This is a genomic window from Streptomyces sp. NPDC001714, from assembly GCF_042892755.1.
GTDB lineage: Bacteria > Actinomycetota > Actinomycetes > Streptomycetales > Streptomycetaceae > Streptomyces.
On record NZ_JBIAUL010000010.1, the window covers coordinates 1 to 18,005 of the forward strand.

10 protein-coding genes are annotated in these 18,005 nt (G+C 72.4%); 6 read left to right on the forward strand and 4 right to left on the reverse strand.

Annotated elements, in window-relative coordinates:
* Positions 1–224 precede the first annotated feature (224 nt).
* From ACFY0P_RS25440 to ACFY0P_RS25455, 4 genes are all read left to right on the forward strand, one after another.
* Positions 225–2,936, forward strand: a complete 2,712-nt coding sequence (locus ACFY0P_RS25440; RefSeq protein WP_388918155.1) for an SDR family NAD(P)-dependent oxidoreductase — start codon at positions 225–227, stop codon at positions 2,934–2,936.
* 188 nt (positions 2,937–3,124) lie between these two features.
* Positions 3,125–3,583, forward strand: coding sequence for a hypothetical protein (locus ACFY0P_RS25445; protein ID WP_388917314.1), 459 nt, complete (start codon positions 3,125–3,127; stop codon positions 3,581–3,583).
* Between the two features lie 34 nt (positions 3,584–3,617).
* Entirely contained in the window at positions 3,618–4,640 is a 1,023-nt protein-coding gene (locus ACFY0P_RS25450; protein ID WP_388917317.1) for a 3-oxoacyl-ACP synthase III family protein, read from the forward strand.
* 39 nt (positions 4,641–4,679) lie between these two features.
* Positions 4,680–5,705 (forward strand): LLM class flavin-dependent oxidoreductase, encoded by a 1,026-nt coding sequence (locus ACFY0P_RS25455; protein WP_388917320.1) that lies wholly within the window; start codon positions 4,680–4,682, stop codon positions 5,703–5,705.
* Positions 5,706–5,794: 89 nt separating this feature from the next.
* Here ACFY0P_RS25455 and ACFY0P_RS25460 read toward each other — a convergent pair whose 3' ends face one another.
* The 4 genes from ACFY0P_RS25460 to ACFY0P_RS25475 are packed head-to-tail and all read right to left on the reverse strand — an operon-like array spanning position 5,795 to position 11,081.
* Positions 5,795–7,642: a dipeptide ABC transporter ATP-binding protein gene (locus ACFY0P_RS25460; protein WP_388917323.1), complete on the reverse strand. Its 1,848-nt coding sequence runs from the start codon at positions 7,640–7,642 to the stop codon at positions 5,795–5,797.
* The gene (locus tag ACFY0P_RS25465; RefSeq protein ID WP_388917326.1) at positions 7,629–8,507 is read right to left on the reverse strand and encodes an ABC transporter permease; all 879 of its coding nucleotides are present in this window, start codon (positions 8,505–8,507) and stop codon (positions 7,629–7,631) included. The genes ACFY0P_RS25460 and ACFY0P_RS25465 overlap by 14 nt, the downstream gene beginning before the upstream one ends.
* On the reverse strand, positions 8,504–9,442 hold the full coding sequence (locus ACFY0P_RS25470; RefSeq protein ID WP_388917328.1) for an ABC transporter permease: 939 nt from the start codon (positions 9,440–9,442) through the stop codon (positions 8,504–8,506). Before ACFY0P_RS25470 ends, ACFY0P_RS25465 begins: the two co-directional genes overlap by 4 nt.
* A gap of 1 nt (position 9,443) precedes the next feature.
* Entirely contained in the window at positions 9,444–11,081 is a 1,638-nt protein-coding gene (locus ACFY0P_RS25475) for an ABC transporter substrate-binding protein (protein ID WP_388917331.1), read from the reverse strand.
* A gap of 213 nt (positions 11,082–11,294) precedes the next feature.
* Here ACFY0P_RS25475 and ACFY0P_RS25480 point away from each other — a divergent pair, with 213 nt between their 5' ends.
* Positions 11,295–12,395, forward strand: coding sequence for an alpha/beta hydrolase (locus tag ACFY0P_RS25480; RefSeq protein WP_388917334.1), 1,101 nt, complete (start codon positions 11,295–11,297; stop codon positions 12,393–12,395).
* Positions 12,396–12,448: 53 nt separating this feature from the next.
* Positions 12,449–17,971, forward strand: a complete 5,523-nt coding sequence (locus tag ACFY0P_RS25485; RefSeq protein ID WP_388917337.1) for a type I polyketide synthase — start codon at positions 12,449–12,451, stop codon at positions 17,969–17,971.
* Positions 17,972–18,005 lie beyond the last annotated feature (34 nt).

Below are 18,005 nucleotides of genomic sequence, written 5' to 3' on the forward strand. Positions count from 1 at the left end.
TCATCCACCAAACCCTCGACAACCCCACCACCATCACCACCCACCAACACCTCACCACCACCCTCGCCCACCTCCACACCCACGGCACCCCCATCAACTGGAACACCCTCCTCCAGGGAGCCACCCACACCGACCTCCCCACCTACCCCTTCCAGCGTCGGCGGTACTGGCTCGACGCTCCGCCGCCCGTTAGGCCGAGTGGTTCGGGGAACGGCCATCCGTTGTTGGACGGGGTCGTGGAACTGGCGGCGCCCGGCGGCGCGTTGTTCACGGGCCGGCTGTCGGAGGCGTCGCACGGCTGGCTCGCCGACCACACGGTGCTGGGGACGGTGACGGTCCCGGGCAGTGCGCTGGTGGACATGGCGTTGCAGGGGGGCGGCGTTCTGGAAGAGCTGACCCTCGATGCTCCGCTGGTCCTGTCCGGTGACGGTGGGATCGACCTCCAGGTGGCGGTCGGGGTAGCCGACGAGGCGTCCCGACGGGCGGTCTCGGTGCACGCGCGGCCGGTCGGTGGCGCCGAGCCGTGGGTGTGCCACGCCCGCGGTGTGCTGGGGACCGCTGCGCAGATCGGCGGCGACCGGCCGGACGCGAGCGGTTGGCGCCCCGGCGACGGCGTGCCGGTGGACGTCGACGCGCTGTACGGGGAACTGTCCGAGCGCGGTCTGGAGTACGGTCCGTCGTTCCGGACGCTGCGCAGGGCCTGGCGGCACGGCGCGGACCTGGTCTTCGCGGAGGTTGCTCTCCCGGAGGGGCTCGACGCGACCGGGTTCGCACTGCATCCGTCGCTGCTGGACGGGGCGCTGCACGCCATCGCCTCGGACGGTGACGGACGGCGAGCCCAGGTGCCGTTCGCATGGGACGGGGTGTCGGTCTCCGATGCCCTTCGGCCCGTGCGGTCGGCGCTCGTGCGGATCACGCGAAGCGGTCCGGGACGCTGGGAGCTGGACTTCGTCGACGAGGAGCGCCGGCCCGTGGCGGGCGTGCGGGGGCTGGTCGTGCGGCCGTTGGCCGCGGTGGCACCCGATGCGCTGTTCGGCCTGCGCTGGGTGCCGGCGCCCGCGGTGCTCGGGGAGGCCGGCCCGCCCTGGGTGCTGTTCGACGGTGCCGGGCGCGCGCCGACGGCGTTGGCAGGTGCGCGGCGGGTGGCGGAGCTGCCCGTGGCGGCCGACGGTCCGCTGGTCGTGTTCGCCCCGGTGGGGGGCGGGGGGACGGTCGCCGCATCGGCCGTGCCTGGGCAGCCGGTGGCGCGGGCGCACGAGCTGACGCGTGAGGTGTTGGCGCTGCTCGGGTCCTGGCGGTCGGCCGGGCGGTCACCGGATGCGCGGCTGGTCGTGGTGACCGGCGGAGTGGCCGGGGACGCGCCGGATCCGGCGGCGGCGGCCGTGTGGGGGCTGTTGCGCTCCGCGCAGGCCGAGGATCCGGGGTGCGTGACCTTGCTGGATCTGGACGACGGTGCCGGGGCGGACGCGGTCGCGGCGGCGCTGGCCACCGGGGAGCCCCAGGTGGCGGTGCGAGGTGCCGAGGTGCTGGTGCCGCGCCTGATGCCGGAGCGGCCGGAGGGCGAGCCGGACGGTGGCGCCCTCGACCCCGCGGGCACGGTGCTGGTGACCGGGGCCACGGGCGCGCTGGGCGCGGTGGTGGCGCGGCATCTGGTGGCGGAGCACGGGGTGCGCAGGCTGCTGCTGACCGGCCGACGGGCGGTGGACCGCGCGTTGGTGGCGGAGTTGACCGCGGCCGGCGCGGAGGTGGCCACGCGGTCGTGCGACATGGCCGACCGGGCGGCGGTGGAGGAGTTGCTCGCGGCGGTGCCGGCCGGACACCCGCTGACCGCCGTCGTCCACACCGCCGGTGTCCGGGACGACGGGGTGGTCGGCGTGCTGACCCCGGAGCGGCTCTCCGCGGTGCTGCGGCCCAAGGTGGACGCGGCCTGGCATCTGCACGAACTCATCGGCCCGCGCTGCTCGCTGGTGCTGTTCTCCTCGCTGGCCGGCGTGGTCGGTACCGCGGGGCAGGCGGCGTACGCGGCCGGCAACGCCTTCCTCGACGCCCTGGCCCAGGCCCGGCGAGCGGCGGGACTGCCCGGTGTGAGCATGGCGTGGGGCCCGTGGGCGGAGACCGGCATGGCGGAGTCGCTCGGTGCGGCGGACACGGCACGGCTGGCTCGTACCGGTGTGCTGGCGGTCTCCCGGGAAGAGGGGCTGGGCCTCTTCGATGCCGTCCTTGCGGCGCGGGCCGCGGCCGTGGTGGCACCGGTGCGGTGGGACCGCGCGGTGCTGGCCGACCGGTTGGCCGACGGCGGTCTGGCCCCCGTGCTGCGCGGTCTTGTGCGGTCGGCGCCTCGGGGCGGTGAACAGCCCTCCGGTGACGACGTGTTGCGGCGGACTCTGGTCGGACTCGCCCCACCGGCCCGGCGGTCGGCGCTGCTGGAACTGGTGCGGACGACGGCGGCCGAGGTGCTGGGGCACTCGTCGACGGCTCTGGTGGCGGCCGAGCGCGGTTTCACCGATCTGGGCGTCGACTCGCTGATGGCGGTGGAGCTGCGCAACCGGCTCAACGGTGCGGTCGGGGTGCGGCTGCCGAGTTCGGCCGTCTTCGACCATCCGACGCCGGCCCGGCTGGCCGAGCAGCTGGCCGAGGAGATCGGCGCGGCCGAGGGAGCACCGAAGGACGCCTCGCTGCTGGCCGAACTGGAGCGGATGGAGGCGGTGTTCGCCGCCGCTCAGGATCCGGGCGTGTCGGAGGGTGCGCGCAGCCGGGTGGCGGCGCGCCTGAGCCGGCTGCTGGCCGTGCTGGAGCCGCACGGCGGTCCGGCGGGCTCTTACGCCGATGGCGCGGACGGCGCCGACGAGACGGACTCGTCGCTGCTGTCGCGCATGGACGACGCGTCGGACGAGGACATCTTCGCCTTCATCGACGAGGAGCTCGGCTCCGACTGATCTGCGGCGGGGCCCGGCAGCCCGGGTCCCGCCGTCCGGGGCGGGCCGGTCCGGTGGTCGATAGCGGTTCCCAAGACCGACTTTAGCTCCGTCTCCCAAGATGGCTGTGCCTGCTCCGTCGCAACGGACCGACCGAGGCGGACGCCCGGTGGGCGGCACAGTCCGTCACAACCCAGAGAAGAGGGATCATGGCAGTTCAGACGACCGATCTCATCGTCATCGGCCCGCTGACGGAGGTGACGCAGGAACTGAAGATGGTCAACAGCGTCGACCAGGACGCCGTCGAGGGCGGGGACTACAACAGTGTGAAGATCGGTGACTTCGGCACCTACTACGACCACCTGATCGACGCCGACGGGAAGAAGGTCGGCGAGGTGCAGGGTCGCGCGGAGGCCGTCTACCAGCGCGAGTCGGACGGGCACTTCTTCAGCTGGTACCGGGAGGAGATCACCCTCCCGGACGGCACCGCGGTGTACGAGGGGCCGTTGGACACCACGCAGGCGATCCAGGGCGGCATCACGCGGGCCCCCATCATCGGCACCGGCGGTGCTTACAAGGGTCTGCTGGGGCTGCGCGAGGTCCGGGTGGCCAACGCCAAGCTCCTGACCGATGTGCGGTTCGTCTTCTTCCCCGGTTACGAGGCCTGACCGAGTCCGGTCCGATCAAGGAGGCGATGGGGACGTGGACACGCATCTGCTGGGTGTGGGAACGGCGCTGCCCGGTCCCGCGCTGGACAATTCCGTGCTCGCCCGGTTGTTCCAGGTCGGCGAGGCGTGGGAGCAGTGGGTCGAGGCGTTCATCGGTACCAGGACCCGGCATCTGTCGGTGGATCTGGAGACCGGTGAGGTCGACCAGTGGCTGGCCGACCTCGGGACGACGGCCGGGGCCGGCGCCCTGTCCTCCGCCGGGGTCGAGCCGGGTGAGGTCGATCTGGTCGTGATGGGCACCTCGTCGCCCGACCAGCTGATGCCGGCCACCGTCAACGTGATCGCCGACCGGCTGGGCATCGACGACGTGCCCAGCTACCAGCTCCAGTCGGGCTGCTCGGGTGCCCTCCAGGCACTCGACGTGGCCCGGCAGTTGCTGCTCGCGGGCCGGCACGACACGGCTCTGGTGCTCGGTGGCGATGTGTGCGCCAAGCACTACGACCTGTCGGTCGACCCGCGCAAGCTCGACCAGGCCGAACTGGTCAACGCCGTGATGTTCGGCGACGGGGCGGGCGCGGTCGTGCTCGGCCGGACCCCTCGGGAGGACTCCGTGGTCCTGCGCGAGGTCCGGGTCCGGCTGGCCGGCGGCGGCCGCCCGTCGGGGCACATGGTGGACTGGTTCGGCGTGGCCGACCGCCACCGGCTGAGGTCCGGGACGACCGAGGACTACAAGGCCATCGAGGCACTGGTGCCGGTGCTGGCCGTGGACGTCCTGGGCGAACTCCTCGACGAGCTGGGGTGGAAGCGCGACGACCTGGACTATCTGCTCCCACCGCAGCTGTCGGGACGGATGACGGTGCGGATCGTCCAGGCCATGGAGGTGCCGAGTGCGACCGAAATCAGTGTGGTCCGTGACATCGGCAACACCGGCAACGCCCTGCCGTTCTTCCAACTGGAGCGGCTGCTGCCGCGGATGACCTCGGGTCAGCGCGCGGTGGCGGTCGCCGTGGAGTCCAGCAAGTGGATCAAGTCCGCGTTCGCGCTGGAAAAGTCCTGAGCCGCTCATGAACCGATCGCAGAAGGAAATAATCCCCTGATGAGCCAGTTGAACCGCATCCGGTACTCGGTGCTCGACATAGCGCCTGTCATGTCTGGTTCCAGCAGTGCGCAGGCACTGCGCAACACCCTCGATCTGGCCCGGCGCGTCGAGGAGCTCGGCTACCACCGTTACTGGCTCGCCGAGCACCACAACACCGGGAGCATCGCCAGCTCCTCCCCTGCCGTGCTGGCGGGGCAGGTCGCCGCGACGACCGCGTCGATCAGGGTGGGCTCCGGTGGTGTGATGCTGCCCAACCACCAGCCGCTGGTGGTGGCGGAGCAGTTCGGAACGCTGGCGGCCCTGCACCCGGGCCGGATCGACCTGGGCCTGGGCCGGGCGCCCGGTGGTGACCCCGTGACCGCACGGGCACTGCGCCGTGACGCACGGGACGGCGCGGATTTCCCGGACCAGGTGCGGGAGATCCTGGGCTACGCCACCGGGGAGAACCCCATCTCGGCCAACCCGATCCCGGACGAGTGGCCGCCGGTGTGGATCCTCGGCTCGGGGGGCGGTGGACGGATCGCCGCCCAGCTCGGTCTGCCGTTCGCGTCCGCGCACCACTTCACCCCGCACAACACCGTGCCGGGACTGCAGCTCTACCGCAGGTCCTTCCGGCCCTCCCAGTGGTTGCAGGAGCCGTACGCGCTGGTGGCGGCCGTGGTGGTGCTCGCGGACAGCGATGCCGAGGCCCAGCGGCTGGCCGCCTCCCTGGAGATCGCGCATCTGAAGATGCTCCGGGGCAAGCTCGGCCCGTACGTGAGCCCGGAGGAGGCCGAACACGAGCCGTTCTCCGCGGCGGAGCGGCGGATGGCGAAGGACTCCTTCGTACCGCAGTTCATCGGCGGGCCCGACACGGTGCGGGAGTCGCTGGGAGCACTGGTGCGGGCATCGGGTGCTGACGAGATCATGGCGCTGACGATCGTGCACGACCACGCGGCGCGGGTGCGTTCGTACGAGTTGCTGGCGGAGGTGTGCGCGTCGCTGCAGGTCTCCGCCGAGTCGGCGGTGGCCGGCGCGGAGTGAGGCGGGCGTCCGTACGGACGTAGGGCGAAGGGCGGTGCCGTGGCCGGGGGCGACTTCCGGCCGCGGCACCGCCCTTGTGCTGGAGCCCGTCACCCCGCCAGCCCGTCCTCGGGGGTGGGCAGCGCGCTGAGCAGTTCCCGGGTGTAGGGGTGTTCGGGAGTTCCGTAGACGCGCTCGACCGGGCCGTGTTCGACGATCTCGCCGGCCCGCATGACCAGCACCCGGTCGCTGACGTGGTGGATCACCCCGAGGTCGTGCGAGATGAACAGGCAGGACAGGCCCATCCCCTCGCGCAGGCCGGTCAGCAGGTCGAGGATCTGTGCCTGGACCGAGACGTCGAGCGCGGAGACCGGCTCGTCGCAGATCAGCACGTCCGGCTCCGGAGCAAGGGCGCGGGCGATGGCGACGCGCTGCCGCTGGCCTCCGGAGAGCTGCGCGGGCCGCCGCTGGAGCAGGGCGGTGTCCAGCCCGACCAGGTGCAGGAGTTCGCCGATGCGGTCGCGGTTGCGGCGTGCGGACCAGCGGCCCGACGCGCCCAGTGCCTCGCCGACGACGCGTTCGACCGTGTAGCGGGGGTCGAAGGCGCTGAGCGGGTCCTGGGGGACGAACTGCACCCGGTGGCGGTCCGGTCGCCGTACGGCCTCCCGCACCCCGGACCAGGGGCGGCCTCGCAGCCGGACCGTGCCGTGGTCCGGTTCGAGCAGGCCGAGCACCATCTGGGCCACGGTGCTCTTGCCCGAGCCGGATTCGCCGACCAGGCCGAGGGTTTCGGCCCGGCGCAGTGTGAAGGAGACCGAGCGGACGGCGGGGCGGAGCTCGTGGTCGGGGCCGCGGAAGGACTTGCCGACGCCGTCGGCCTCCAGTATGACGTCGCCCGGTGTGCTGGTACGCCGGGCGCCGGTGCGGGCGGGGGGCTGCCACCCGGCGTCGGTGCGCAGACAGCGTGCCCGGTGGCCGGCACCGACGGTGACGCTCCGGGGGGCCTCGGTGCGGCAGCGGTCGGCGGCGAGCACACAGCGGTGGGCGTAGGGACATCCTCGCTGTTCCCGGTCACCGGCCGGGCGGACGACGGTGGCGGCCAGCAGGGTGCCCCGGGTGTGGGTGGCGGGCACCGCGGCGAGCAGTTCGCGGGTGTACGGATGCCGGGGCGCGCCCAGCACCTGGGCCGCAGGCCCCTCCTCGACGATCCGTCCCGCGTACATCACGGCGATCCGGTCGGCCAGACGGGCCACGACGGCGAGGTCATGGCTGATCAGCAGGATGCCGGTACCGGCGCGTTTGAGGTCACCGAGCAGGTCCAGGACGCGTGCCTGCACGGTGACGTCGAGAGCGGTGGTGGGCTCGTCGGCGATGAGCAGGCCGGGTTCGGCCGCCAGGGCGGAGGCGATCAGGGCCCGTTGGCGCAGTCCGCCGGAGAGCTGGAAGGGGTACTGGCGCGCCCGGACGTCGGGTTCGGGCATGTGCACGGCGTCGAGCAGGGCGTGGATCCGGGCGGGCGAGGAGTCCAGGCGGTGGGTGCGCAGTGGTTCGGCGATCTCGGCGCCGACCCGGCGCAGTGGGTCGAGTGAGGTGAGGGCGTCCTGGACGACGAGCCCGACGTGGCGTCCGCGGATCCGCCGCCAGTCGGCCGCGCGGAAGGCGGTGGCGTCCTCGCCCGCCACGGTGAAGGAGTCGGCGCGAACGTCGGCGTGCGGTCCGGCGAGCCCCACCAGGGCGCGTGCGGTGACGCTCTTGCCGGAACCGGACTCGCCGACGACCGCGAGGCATTCGTCGGCCGCCACGTCGATGCTGACGCCCCGGACCGCCTCGACGGGCCCGGCGGGACCGGGGAAGGCGACCCGCAGCCCGGTCACGGAGAGCAGTGCGCCGCCGGGCCGGGCGAGGGTTCGGGTACCGTCCGGCGGACGTTTCCCCAAGGTCGCGTCACGGTCGTGCATGAAGGTCCCTTCCGGCCAGGCGGCGCTGGAGGTCGCGGCCGACCACGTTGACCGCGACGACCGTCGCGGTGACGGCGAGCCCGGGGAAGACGGCCACCGCCCAGGAGACGGCGAGGAACGGTTCTCCCTGGGCGAGCATGGCGCCCCACTCCGGGGTCGGGGCGGCGGGTCCGAGCCCGAGGAAGCTCAGCGAGGCGCCCGCGATGATCGACACGCCGACGTTGATGGTGGCCAGCACCAGGAGGGGCGGCAGCGCGTTGGGCAACAGGTGCCGCAGATAGGCGGCCGGCCTGCCGCAGCCGAAGGTGACGGTGGTGCGGACGTAGTCGGCGTCCCGGATCGCCAGTGCCTGGCCGCGTACCAGCCGGGCGAAGCCGGGGGCGGCGGACAGGCCGATGGCGATCAGAGAGTGACCGGTGCCGGGGCCGAGCATGGCGACGACGAGCAGCGCCAGCAGGGTTCCGGGGAAGGCGAGCAGCACGTCGGTGAGCCGCATGAGTGCCTCGTCCGCCCACCGGCCGCCGAGGGAGGCGAGGCCGCCCACGACCGTGCCGAGGCCCAGGGCGAGCAGGGTCGAGCCGACGCCGACCTCGACGGAGATCCGGGCGCCGTGCACCACCCGGGTGTAGACGTCCCTGCCGAGCTGGTCGGTGCCGAACAGGTGGCCGCCGCCGGGTCCGCGCAGGGCCTCGGTGACGTGTGTGGCGTCAGGGTCGCCGGGGGCGAGCAGATGAGGCCACAGGGTGGCGACGGCGACCAGGGCGAGCACCAGCCAGCACAGGGCGAGCCCGGGGCGCAGCCCGCGCAGCCGCCCGGTGCGCGCGGGCGAGGCCGCGGCGGTCGGCGCGACGGTGGTGGCGGTCATGGCGCGACCTCCCGCAGCCGCGGGTCGACCACGCGGTAGAGCAGGTCGACGGCGATGTTGGCGAGAGTGAAGACGACGGCCGACACCACGGCGATCCCCGTGACCAGGGGAAGGTCCCGTCCGGTGATGGCACCGGCCATCACCCGGCCGATGCCCTGCCTGCTGAAGATGGTCTCCACCAGGACCGATCCGCCGAGTAGGGCGCCGACGACCCAGCCGGACAGGGTGATGACCGGCAGCAGGGCGTGGCGCAGCGCGTGCCGCAGCCGGACGGTGGTCTCGGTGCTGCCGCGGGCCCGGGAGCTGAGCACGAACGGCTCGGTGAGGACCTGGTCCAGGCCCTCCCGCATCACCTGGGCGAAGGTTCCCATCAGGCCGAGTGCCAGGGTGACGGCCGGCAGGACCAGCCCGGAGGCGCTGTCGCCGGAGACCACCGGGAAGAGGCCCAGCCGGAAGGAGAACACGGACAGCAGCAGCACCCCGACCCAGAAGCCCGGTGCCGAGATCATCAGCAGTTCGAGACCGGCGCCGACCCGGCGCAGCACCGGGTGCCCGGTGCCGGCCAGGGCGAGGACCAGCGCGCCCGCCAGGGCCAGGGTGAAGCCGACCGCGGTGAGCTGGGCGGTGGGCCACAGCTGTTCGGCGATGACCTTCCCGACCGGCTGATGCAGCTGGAACGACTGGCCCAGGTCACCACGTGCGAGGTGGCCGAGGTAGTCGAAATACTGGACGGTCACCGGGCGGTCGTAACCGAGTTCGTGACGGGTCTGGGCGACGACCTCGGAGCTGGGTGTGGAGCCGCCGAGAAGCACCACCACGGGGTCTCCGGGCACCATGTGCAACGCCGCGAAGGCGACGGTCGCGGCGCCCCAGACCACGAGGACTCCGGTGCACAGCCGGCGGGCCAGCCAGCGCAGTAGCTGGACGCGTCCCATCTCAGCCGAGCCACAGGTCGTAGAAGCTCAGCGTCGAGTCCGGGTTGAACGCCACGCCGTGCACCTTGCGCTGTGCCGCGAGCAGGCTCGCCGGCACCAGCACGGGTACTTCCAGACCGTGCTGGACGACGTACTTCTGCACCTCGGCGTAGTTCTTGGCGCGTACGGTCCAGTCGGTGGTGGCGATGGCGCCGTCGAGCAGGCTGTCGAGCCGCGCGTCCTTGAGGCCGAAGATGTTGCCGCCGCCCTTGGCCAGCGTCTCGTACGAGGCGAACGACGAGCGCAGGACGTCGGGTTCGGCGCGCTGGTTGCTGCCGGCCCAGATGTCGAGGTTGCCGGAGAGGATGTTCTTGGCGAAGGTGCCGGTGTCCTCGGACTCGTACCGGACGTCGATGCCGGCCTTCTTCGCGTCGGCCACGATGCCCTGGGCGACGGTGCCGCGCTGGTCACGGTCGAGTTGCGCACCGGTGCGCCAGTAGACGGTGAGCCGCTTGCCGTCCTTCGTGCGGTAGCCGGCCGCGTCCCGGCCGGTCCAGCCGGCCTGGTCGAGCATTCGGCCGGCCAGCGCGGTGTCCTGCGGCCAGGAACCCTTCAGGCTCGCGTCGTAACCGCGAGTGACCGGGGTGAGCGGGCTCCACGCCCGTTCGTACTGGCCGAAGTAGACCGACTTGACGAGGGCGTCGAGGTCGAGTGAACGCATGAACGCCAGACGCACCCGCTCGTCGGCGAACGGCCCTCGGGCGCTGTTCAGGCGCAGTCCGTAGACCTGTCCCGGTGAGTCGGTCTTGTGGAAGACGGCAGTTCCGGTTGCCTTGATCGTCTTCGCGTCGGAGGCCGGCACGTTCTCGATGACGTCCAGCTGGCCGCTGGTGAGCGCGCCGAAGCGGGCGGTGTCGTCGGCTACGAACTGGTAGTGGATGCCGTCGAGATAGGCCGGCCCGGTGTGGGCGGTGCCGGGAGGCGCCCACTGGTAGGACTCGTTGCGTTTGAGCACGAGGTCCTTGTTGGGTGTCCAGCTGACGAACGTGAAGGGCCCGGTGCCGACCGGGTGCAGGCAGGGCTTGCTCTGCAGCGACTTGGGCGACTGGATGCCGAGGTAGGGCGAGCCGAGGGATTCCAGCAGGGCGGCGTCGGGCCTGGCGAGGTCGATGCGGACGCTGAGCGTCCCCAGCACGGTGCTGCCCTTGTAGGCGGACAGCAGCGACGCCGCGTTGAGGGACTTCGTCTTGGGATCGACAGCGTGGTCCAGGGTCGCCTTCACCGCGGCCGCGGTGAACGGGGTGCCGTCCTGGAAGTGGACGCCCGGGCGCAGCTTGAAGGTGTAACTGCGGCCGTCGGAAGCCTCTTTCCAGCTGGTGGCGAGCCATGGCTTGGCCGTTCCGTCGGTGCCGACGGACACCAGGGAGTCGAAGACGTTGCGGTCGATCATGCCGGTGGCCGTGTCGGGCGCGAAGCCCGGGTCCAGGCAACTGGGCTGCTGTACCGATCCGTAGGTGAGTGTTCCGCCCGCTCTGGGCCGGGTGGACGTGGTGGCGGAGTTCCCGTCCCCGCCGTCACACGCCGCCGCCCCCATGAGCAGTCCGAGCGCGACGACGACGCCCGCTCCCCGTTGCACTGTTCGGCCCCGACCACTGTTCACTTCGCTGCTCCTCCTCGCAACGGCGCACCGCAATGACGCCATGGGCATCAGGAGAATGCACCTGATGGCCGGGGAGCACATCAGCAAAAACCCGTACGGCGCGGTTCGCGGCCGTACCTGAGCCGGGCTTTAGCCGCGCTTCAGCGACTTCCCCATCAGTGGAATTCGATGGTTCACCGGACCCTTAGTTGCGCTTTAGGGAACTTTCCCAGGATGACCGGACGACCATCACCCGGGGAGGCGCTCGTGAACGACCTCGACGAACTCAAACAGCATGTCGTGGTGCATGCGCGCACCCAGGGGATTCCACCGTCCGCCTACCTCGACGTACTCGGACGAATCGAGGACGACGGTGAGGGCGGGCCCGGATCATGGGTTGCCGAATGGAGCCGCGCGGGCGATCTCCAGCTTGCCGACGGTCGCCCATTCGAGGCCTTTCGTTTCTACAATATTGCACGATTCCCCTATCCCGCCGGGGAAACCCGGCGATCCGCGGCGCGAAACGCGGTGGCCGCGTTCGACACCTGGCGCAAGGACATTCCCGGTCTCACCCGCGTCGACGTCGACCTGCCCGACGGCCTGGTCCGCTGCTGGGCCGGTGGTCTGTCCACCGAGCAACCCAAGCCGCTGCTGTTACTGATGGGCGGCATCGTCAGCACCAAGGAGCAGTACGCTCCCGCCCTCGCCCAGGCTCCCCAGCTCGACATGGCGGGTGTGGTCACGGAGCTGCCCGGCGTCGGGGAGAACACGCTGCCGTACCGGAGCGACAGCTGGCGGATGATCCCCGCCGTGCTGGACGCGCTGGCGGACCGGGCCGACGTGAGCCGCACCTACGCCGTCGCACTCAGTTTCAGCGGGCATCTGGCGCTGCGCGCGGCGGTGCACGACAAGCGGATCCGTGGCGTGGTCACCACCGGGGCACCGGTTCACGACTTCTTCGCCGACACCCGCTGGCAGGCCCGTGTGCCCACCCTCACGCTGGACACGCTGGCCCATCTCACCGGCACCCGGCGGGCCGGGCTGGCCGACGAACTGCGGGACTGGGCGCTGACCGACGACGAACTCGGCGCCCTCGACATCCCGGTCGCCTACGCGGCCAGCAGCCGCGACGAGATCATCCCGCCGACCGACCCGGCCCGGCTGCACCGGACCCTCGACCGGCTGGAACTCATCGAGAAGGACGACGTCCACGGGTCGCCCGAGCATGTCGAGGAGATCCGGCTGTGGACGCTGCTGTCGGCGCTGCGCATGTGCGGCGACCGGCCGGCCCAGGTCGCCTTTCTGGAGTCCGCTCTCCAGGAAGCCGCGCACTGACGACCGCCGTAGCGGTGCGAGGGATTCCACCGGTCCTGGCTTAGGGGGCACAGATGACGACCAACGAGCAGAAGCTCCGCGAGTATCTCAAGCGCGTCACGGCTGATCTGCACCAGGCGCGGCGCCGCTTGCAGGCGGCCGAGTCCCTGGAGCAGGAGCCGATCGCCGTCGTCGGCACGGCCTGCCGGTTCCCGGGCGGCGCCGACACCCCCGAGGCCCTGTGGGAGTTGGTGGCGGCCGGCCGGGACGCCGTGTCGGGCTTTCCCACCGACCGGGGCTGGGACCTCGACCGGCTCTACGATCCCGATCCCGCCCACGAGGGCACCGTGTACACCCGGGAGGGCGGCTTCCTGTACCAGGCCGCCGACTTCGACCCCGAGGTGTTCGGGATCAGCCCGCACGAGGCGCTGGCCGTCGACCCGCAGCAGCGGCTGCTGCTGGAGGTCGCCTGGGAGGCGTTCGAGCGCGCCGGCATCTCCCCCACGTCCCTGCGCGGCAGCCGTACCGGCGTGTTCGCGGGTGTCATGTACGACGACTACGGCTCCCGGCTGTCACCGGCGCCCGAGGGGTTCGAGGGGGACGTCGGCATCGGCAGCGCCGGAAGCGTCGCCACCGGTCGGGTGGCCTACACCTTCGGCCTCGAGGGACCGGCCGTCACCATCGACACGGCCTGCTCCTCGTCCCTCGTCGCCCTCCATCTCGCCGCACAGTCGCTGCGCCGGGGCGAGTGCTCACTGGCGCTGGCCGGCGGGGTCACGGTGATGGCGACACCGGCCACCTTCATCGAGTTCAGCCGGCAGCGGGGACTGTCCCCCGACGGCCGCTGCAAACCCTTCGCCGCGGCCGCCGACGGCACCGGGTGGGCGGAGGGCGCGGGCCTGCTGGTCCTGGAACGCCTCTCCGACGCACGCCGCAACGGCCACCCCGTCCTCGCCCTGGTCCGCGGCTCCGCCGTCAACCAGGACGGCGCCTCCAACGGACTCACCGCACCCAACGGCCCCGCACAACAACGCGTCATCCGCCAAGCCCTGGAAAACGCCCGCCTCACCCCCACCGACATCGACGCCGTCGAAGCCCACGGCACCGGCACCCGACTCGGCGACCCCATCGAGGCACAGGCCCTCATCGCCGTCTACGGCGAGGACCGCCAACACCCCCTCCACCTCGGCTCGGTGAAGTCCAACATCGGCCACACCCAAGCCGCCGCAGGCGTCGCCGGCATCATCAAAATGATCCAGGCGCTGCGGGCAGGCGTGCTGCCCAAGTCCCTGCACATCGACCGGCCGTCGGACGAGGTCGACTGGTCGGGCGGCGCCGTCTCGCTGCTCGCCGAGAACACCCCGTGGCCCACTGTCGACCGGCCGCGCAGGGCCGCGGTCTCCTCCTTCGGGATCAGCGGCACCAACGCCCACGTCATCATCGAACAGGCCCCGGCCACGGAACCGCCCGGCCCCGAGGAGCCTGCCTCCTCCGGCCAGGGGCCGGGCAGCGTTCCCTGGCTGCTCTCCGGCGCGTCCACGCCCGCCCTGCGCGCGCAGGCCGACAGGCTGCGCACCTGGCTCACCGACCGGCCGGAGCCCGACCTCACGGCGGCCGCCACGGCACTCGCGACATCTCGTGGGGCCTTCGAGGAACGGGCCGCGGTCATCGGCACCTCCCGAGAGGAACTGCTCGCGGGCCTCTCGGCATTGGCCGAGGGCCACGACGACACACCGGGGGTGATACGCGGTACGGCGGTGGGCGCACCGAAGGTGGCGTTCCTGTTCTCCGGACAGGGCTCACAACGGCCGGGCATGGGACGGGAGTTGTACGACACCTACCCCGTCTTCACCGAAGCCCTCGACGAAGTCTGCGCACTCCTCGACCCCCACCTCGAACAACCCCTGCGCGAGGTCATGTTCGGCGACGACACCGAACTCCTAGGACGGACCCTCTACACCCAGACCGCGCTCTTCGCCTACCACACCGCCCTGTTCACGCTCCTGACGAGCCTCGGCGTACGACCCGACTACCTCGCCGGACACTCCATCGGCGAAATCTCCGCCGCCCACGCCGCCGGAGTCCTCACCCTGTCGGACGCCGCCCGCCTGGTCACCGCCCGCGCCACCCTCATGCAACAACTCCCCACCGGCGGCACCATGATCGCCATAGAAGCCACCGAAGACGAACTCCAGACCGAACTGAACGACCACGTCTCCATCGCCGCCATCAACAGCCCCCACTCCCTCGTCCTGTCCGGCGACGACGACACGGTCACCGCAATCGCCGACCGATGGAAGAACCAAGGCCGACGCACCCGCAAGCTCCACGTCAGCCACGCCTTCCACTCCCCCCACATGAACCCCATCCTCGACCAATTCCAAACCGTCGCCGAAGAACTCACCTACCACCAACCCACCACCCCCATCGCCTCCAACCTCACCGGCGAACTGGTGCACGACTTCACCCCCGACTACTGGGTCCGCCACATCCGCGAAGCCGTCCGCTTCCACCACGGCATCCACACCCTCCACCAAGCCGGAACCACCACCTACCTCGAACTCACCCCCACCCCCACCCTCACCCCCCTCATCCACCAAACCCTCGACAACCCCACCACCATCACCACCCACCACCCAAACCTCACCACCACCCTCGCCCACCTCCACACCCACGGCACCCCCATCAACTGGGGTGCCAAGGTGTCCGGGACGCCTCTGCGCGACCTGCCGACGTATCCGTTCCAGCGGGCGTCGTACTGGATTCGGGTGCCGCAGGTACGGAAGGACGCCGGTGGGCTGGGGCTCGACGGTGCGCGGCACCCGCTGCTGGGTGCGGAGTTGGCCATCGCGGGCCGGGGCGGGCACGTGCTCGTCGGGCGGATCGGGCTGGAGACTCACCCATGGCTGGCCGATCACGCGGTGCTGGGCGCGGTGGCGCTGCCCGGAACCGCCTTCCTGGACCTCGCCCTGCACGCGGCGGCACGCGCGGGCCTCGACCGGGTGGAGGAACTGACCGTCGAGGCACCGCTGGTGCTGCCCGAGCAGGGCGCCGTGGACGTCCAGGTCGTGGTGGGGGACGCAGACACCGACGGGCGGCGTTCCGTCGAGGTGCACGCGCGGGTGGGCGGGGCCGAGTGGCTGCGCCATGCGACCGGCACACTCGTCCCGGCCGGCGCGCCCGCCGAACCGGAGGCCGCGGCTGTGGCGTGGCCGCCCCGGGACTCGGTGCCGCTGGAGACCTCGGGCCTGTACGAACGGCTGCGGGACTTCGGGCTCGCCTATGGTCCGGTCTTCCAGGGCGTGCGCCAGGTGTGGCAGCAGTCCGACGGGCGGCTGTTCGCCGACGTGGCTCTGGACGAGGACGCCGCCAGGGCCGCCGGGGACTTCCTGGTCCATCCGGCCCTGCTGGACGCGACGTTGCACGTGCTGAGCTTCCTGCCGGGCGCGGACGAGGCGGTGCGGCTGCCGTTCGCCTGGTCGGACGTGACGGTGCACCGGCCGGGAGTCGCCGCCGTCCGGGTGGAGGTCGTGCCCGTCGGACCGGAGGCCGTCCGGCTGACTCTTTCGGACCCGGCCGGCGCGCCGGTACTGAGTGTGGGCTCGCTGACGCTCCGGCCGGTGTCGGCTCGGGCTCTGGCGGCTGCGGGAGGCGGACCGGGCGACGCGCTCTACGAGGTGTCGTGGTCGACCGCCCTCGCTGCCGGCGGCGCGGCGGACGGGTCATGGGCGCTGCTCGGCGCAGTGCCTGCGGAATGGCGCGCCGCCGGTGCGGACGTGAGGTGGTTCGAGGACCTGGCCGGGCTGCGCGCCGCGGTGGCGGCGGGGGCCTCCGTCCCGGGGACGGTCGTACTGCCGGTGTGGTCCGCGCCGGGCGGCACGGATGCCGACGTGGCGACCGCCGCGCGGGCGGTCCTGGACCGGTTGCTGGCGCTGGTACAGGAGTGGCTGGCCGACGAGCGGCTGGCCGCCGCGCGGCTGGCGGTGGTGACGCGGGGAGCGGTGGCCACCGCGGCGGACGCGGTGGTGGATCTGGTGCACGCCCCGGTGTGGGGGCTGCTCCGCTCGGCGCGGACCGAGAACCCGGGCCGTTTCGTGCTCGTCGACACCGAGGCCCCCGTCGACGCGCCGGCGGGCGGCGGCACCTCGGTCACGGCCCTGTTCGCCGCCCTGTCGGCGGCACGGGCGGCCGGTGAGTCCGAGGTCGCCCTGCGCGGGGGGACCGTTCTGGTGCCACGGCTGGTCCGGCTCGCCGCGGGGGCCGGTGAACCGGTGCCGTTCCCCGGCGCGGCCGACGACGGGACCGTGCTGGTGACCGGTGGTACGGGTGCCCTCGGTGGCCGGCTCGCCCGGCATCTGGTGGAGCGTCACGGTGTGCGGCGGCTCCTGCTGGCCGGGCGGCGTGGGGCCGAGGCGCCAGGCGCGGCGGCGTTGCACGCCGAGTTGACCGCACTGGGCGCGGAGGTGGCGTTCGCGGCCTGTGACGTGGCCGAACCGGGGGCCGCGGAGGCGCTGTTCGCGCGGGCCGGGAAGGTCGCGGCGGTGGTGCACACCGCCGGCGTGGTGGACGACGGCCTGGTCACCGGGCTCACCGCGGAGCGGCTCGACACGGTGTTGCGGCCGAAGATCGACGCGGCCTGGCAGCTGCACCGGCTCGCCGAACGCCACAAGGTGGCCGCCTTCGTGCTGTACTCGTCGATCGCCGGGGTGACCGGCAGCGGGGGCCAGGCGAACTACGCGGCAGGCAACGTCTTCCTGGACGCGCTGGCGCACAACCGCCGTGCCGCGGGCGGCTCCGCGACGAGCCTCGCCTGGGGCCTGTGGGCGCAGGAGAGCGCTCTCACCAGCGCGCTCGCCGCGGCCGACCGCGGCCGGATCGCCCGCTCCGGGCTCGTCCCGCTGTCCCCGGAGGAGGGGCTGGCGCTGTTCGACGCGGCGGTGGCCCGGGAGACGGCCGTGGTGGTCGCCGCCCGGCTGGATCTGGCGGCGGTCCGGGCTCGGGCCGCCGAAGAGGAACCGCCCTCACTGCTCCGGCAGTTGGTGGCGGTGCCGACGGTACGGCCCCGGCCGGCCGACGAGTTGGGGCCCGCCGGGGACCTGGCGGGGCTGCCGGGGCCGGAGCGCGAGCGTGCCCTCGCCGACCTGGTGCGGTCGCTCACCGCGACGCTGTTGGGTCATGGCTCGCCCGCCGCCGTGGACATGGACCGCGGATTCCTCGATCTGGGCGTCGACTCGCTGAGCGCGCTGGAGCTGCGCAACCGGCTGCAGTCCAGGACCGGGCTGCGGCTGGCGAGCACGCTCGTCTTCGACCATCCCAGTCCGCAGGCGCTGGTCCGTCATCTGGACACGGAGCTGGGCGAGGCCCGGACGGCCGAGGACCGGCCCGGGCCGGCCGATGTGGAGCGGCTGGCCCGGTCCCTGGCCGACCGGGCGCCGGACGACGGCTGGCGGGTGGACATGACCATCCGGCTGCGCAACCTGCTGGCAGACCTGGAGTCCGGGACCGGCACCGAGGCCGTACCGGCGGTGGACTCGCTGCGCACGGCGAGCAACGAAGAGCTGTTCGACCTGATCGACAACGACCTCGGCATCAGCTGATCCGACCGACGAACCATCCGACACCCGGTGACAT

Excerpts from the sequence above, each read along its gene's own strand:
- ACFY0P_RS25485 (WP_388917337.1), top strand. The coding sequence starts at position 12,449 with ATGACGACCAACGAGCAGAAGCTCCGCGAGTATCTCAAGCGCGTCACG.
- ACFY0P_RS25460 (WP_388917323.1), bottom strand. The coding sequence starts at position 7,642 with ATGCACGACCGTGACGCGACCTTGGGGAAACGTCCGCCGGACGGTACC.
- ACFY0P_RS25445 (WP_388917314.1), top strand. The coding sequence starts at position 3,125 with ATGGCAGTTCAGACGACCGATCTCATCGTCATCGGCCCGCTGACGGAG.
- ACFY0P_RS25455 (WP_388917320.1), top strand. The coding sequence starts at position 4,680 with ATGAGCCAGTTGAACCGCATCCGGTACTCGGTGCTCGACATAGCGCCT.
- ACFY0P_RS25470 (WP_388917328.1), bottom strand. The coding sequence starts at position 9,442 with ATGGGACGCGTCCAGCTACTGCGCTGGCTGGCCCGCCGGCTGTGCACC.
- ACFY0P_RS25480 (WP_388917334.1), top strand. The coding sequence starts at position 11,295 with ATGACCGGACGACCATCACCCGGGGAGGCGCTCGTGAACGACCTCGAC.
- ACFY0P_RS25465 (WP_388917326.1), bottom strand. The coding sequence starts at position 8,507 with ATGACCGCCACCACCGTCGCGCCGACCGCCGCGGCCTCGCCCGCGCGC.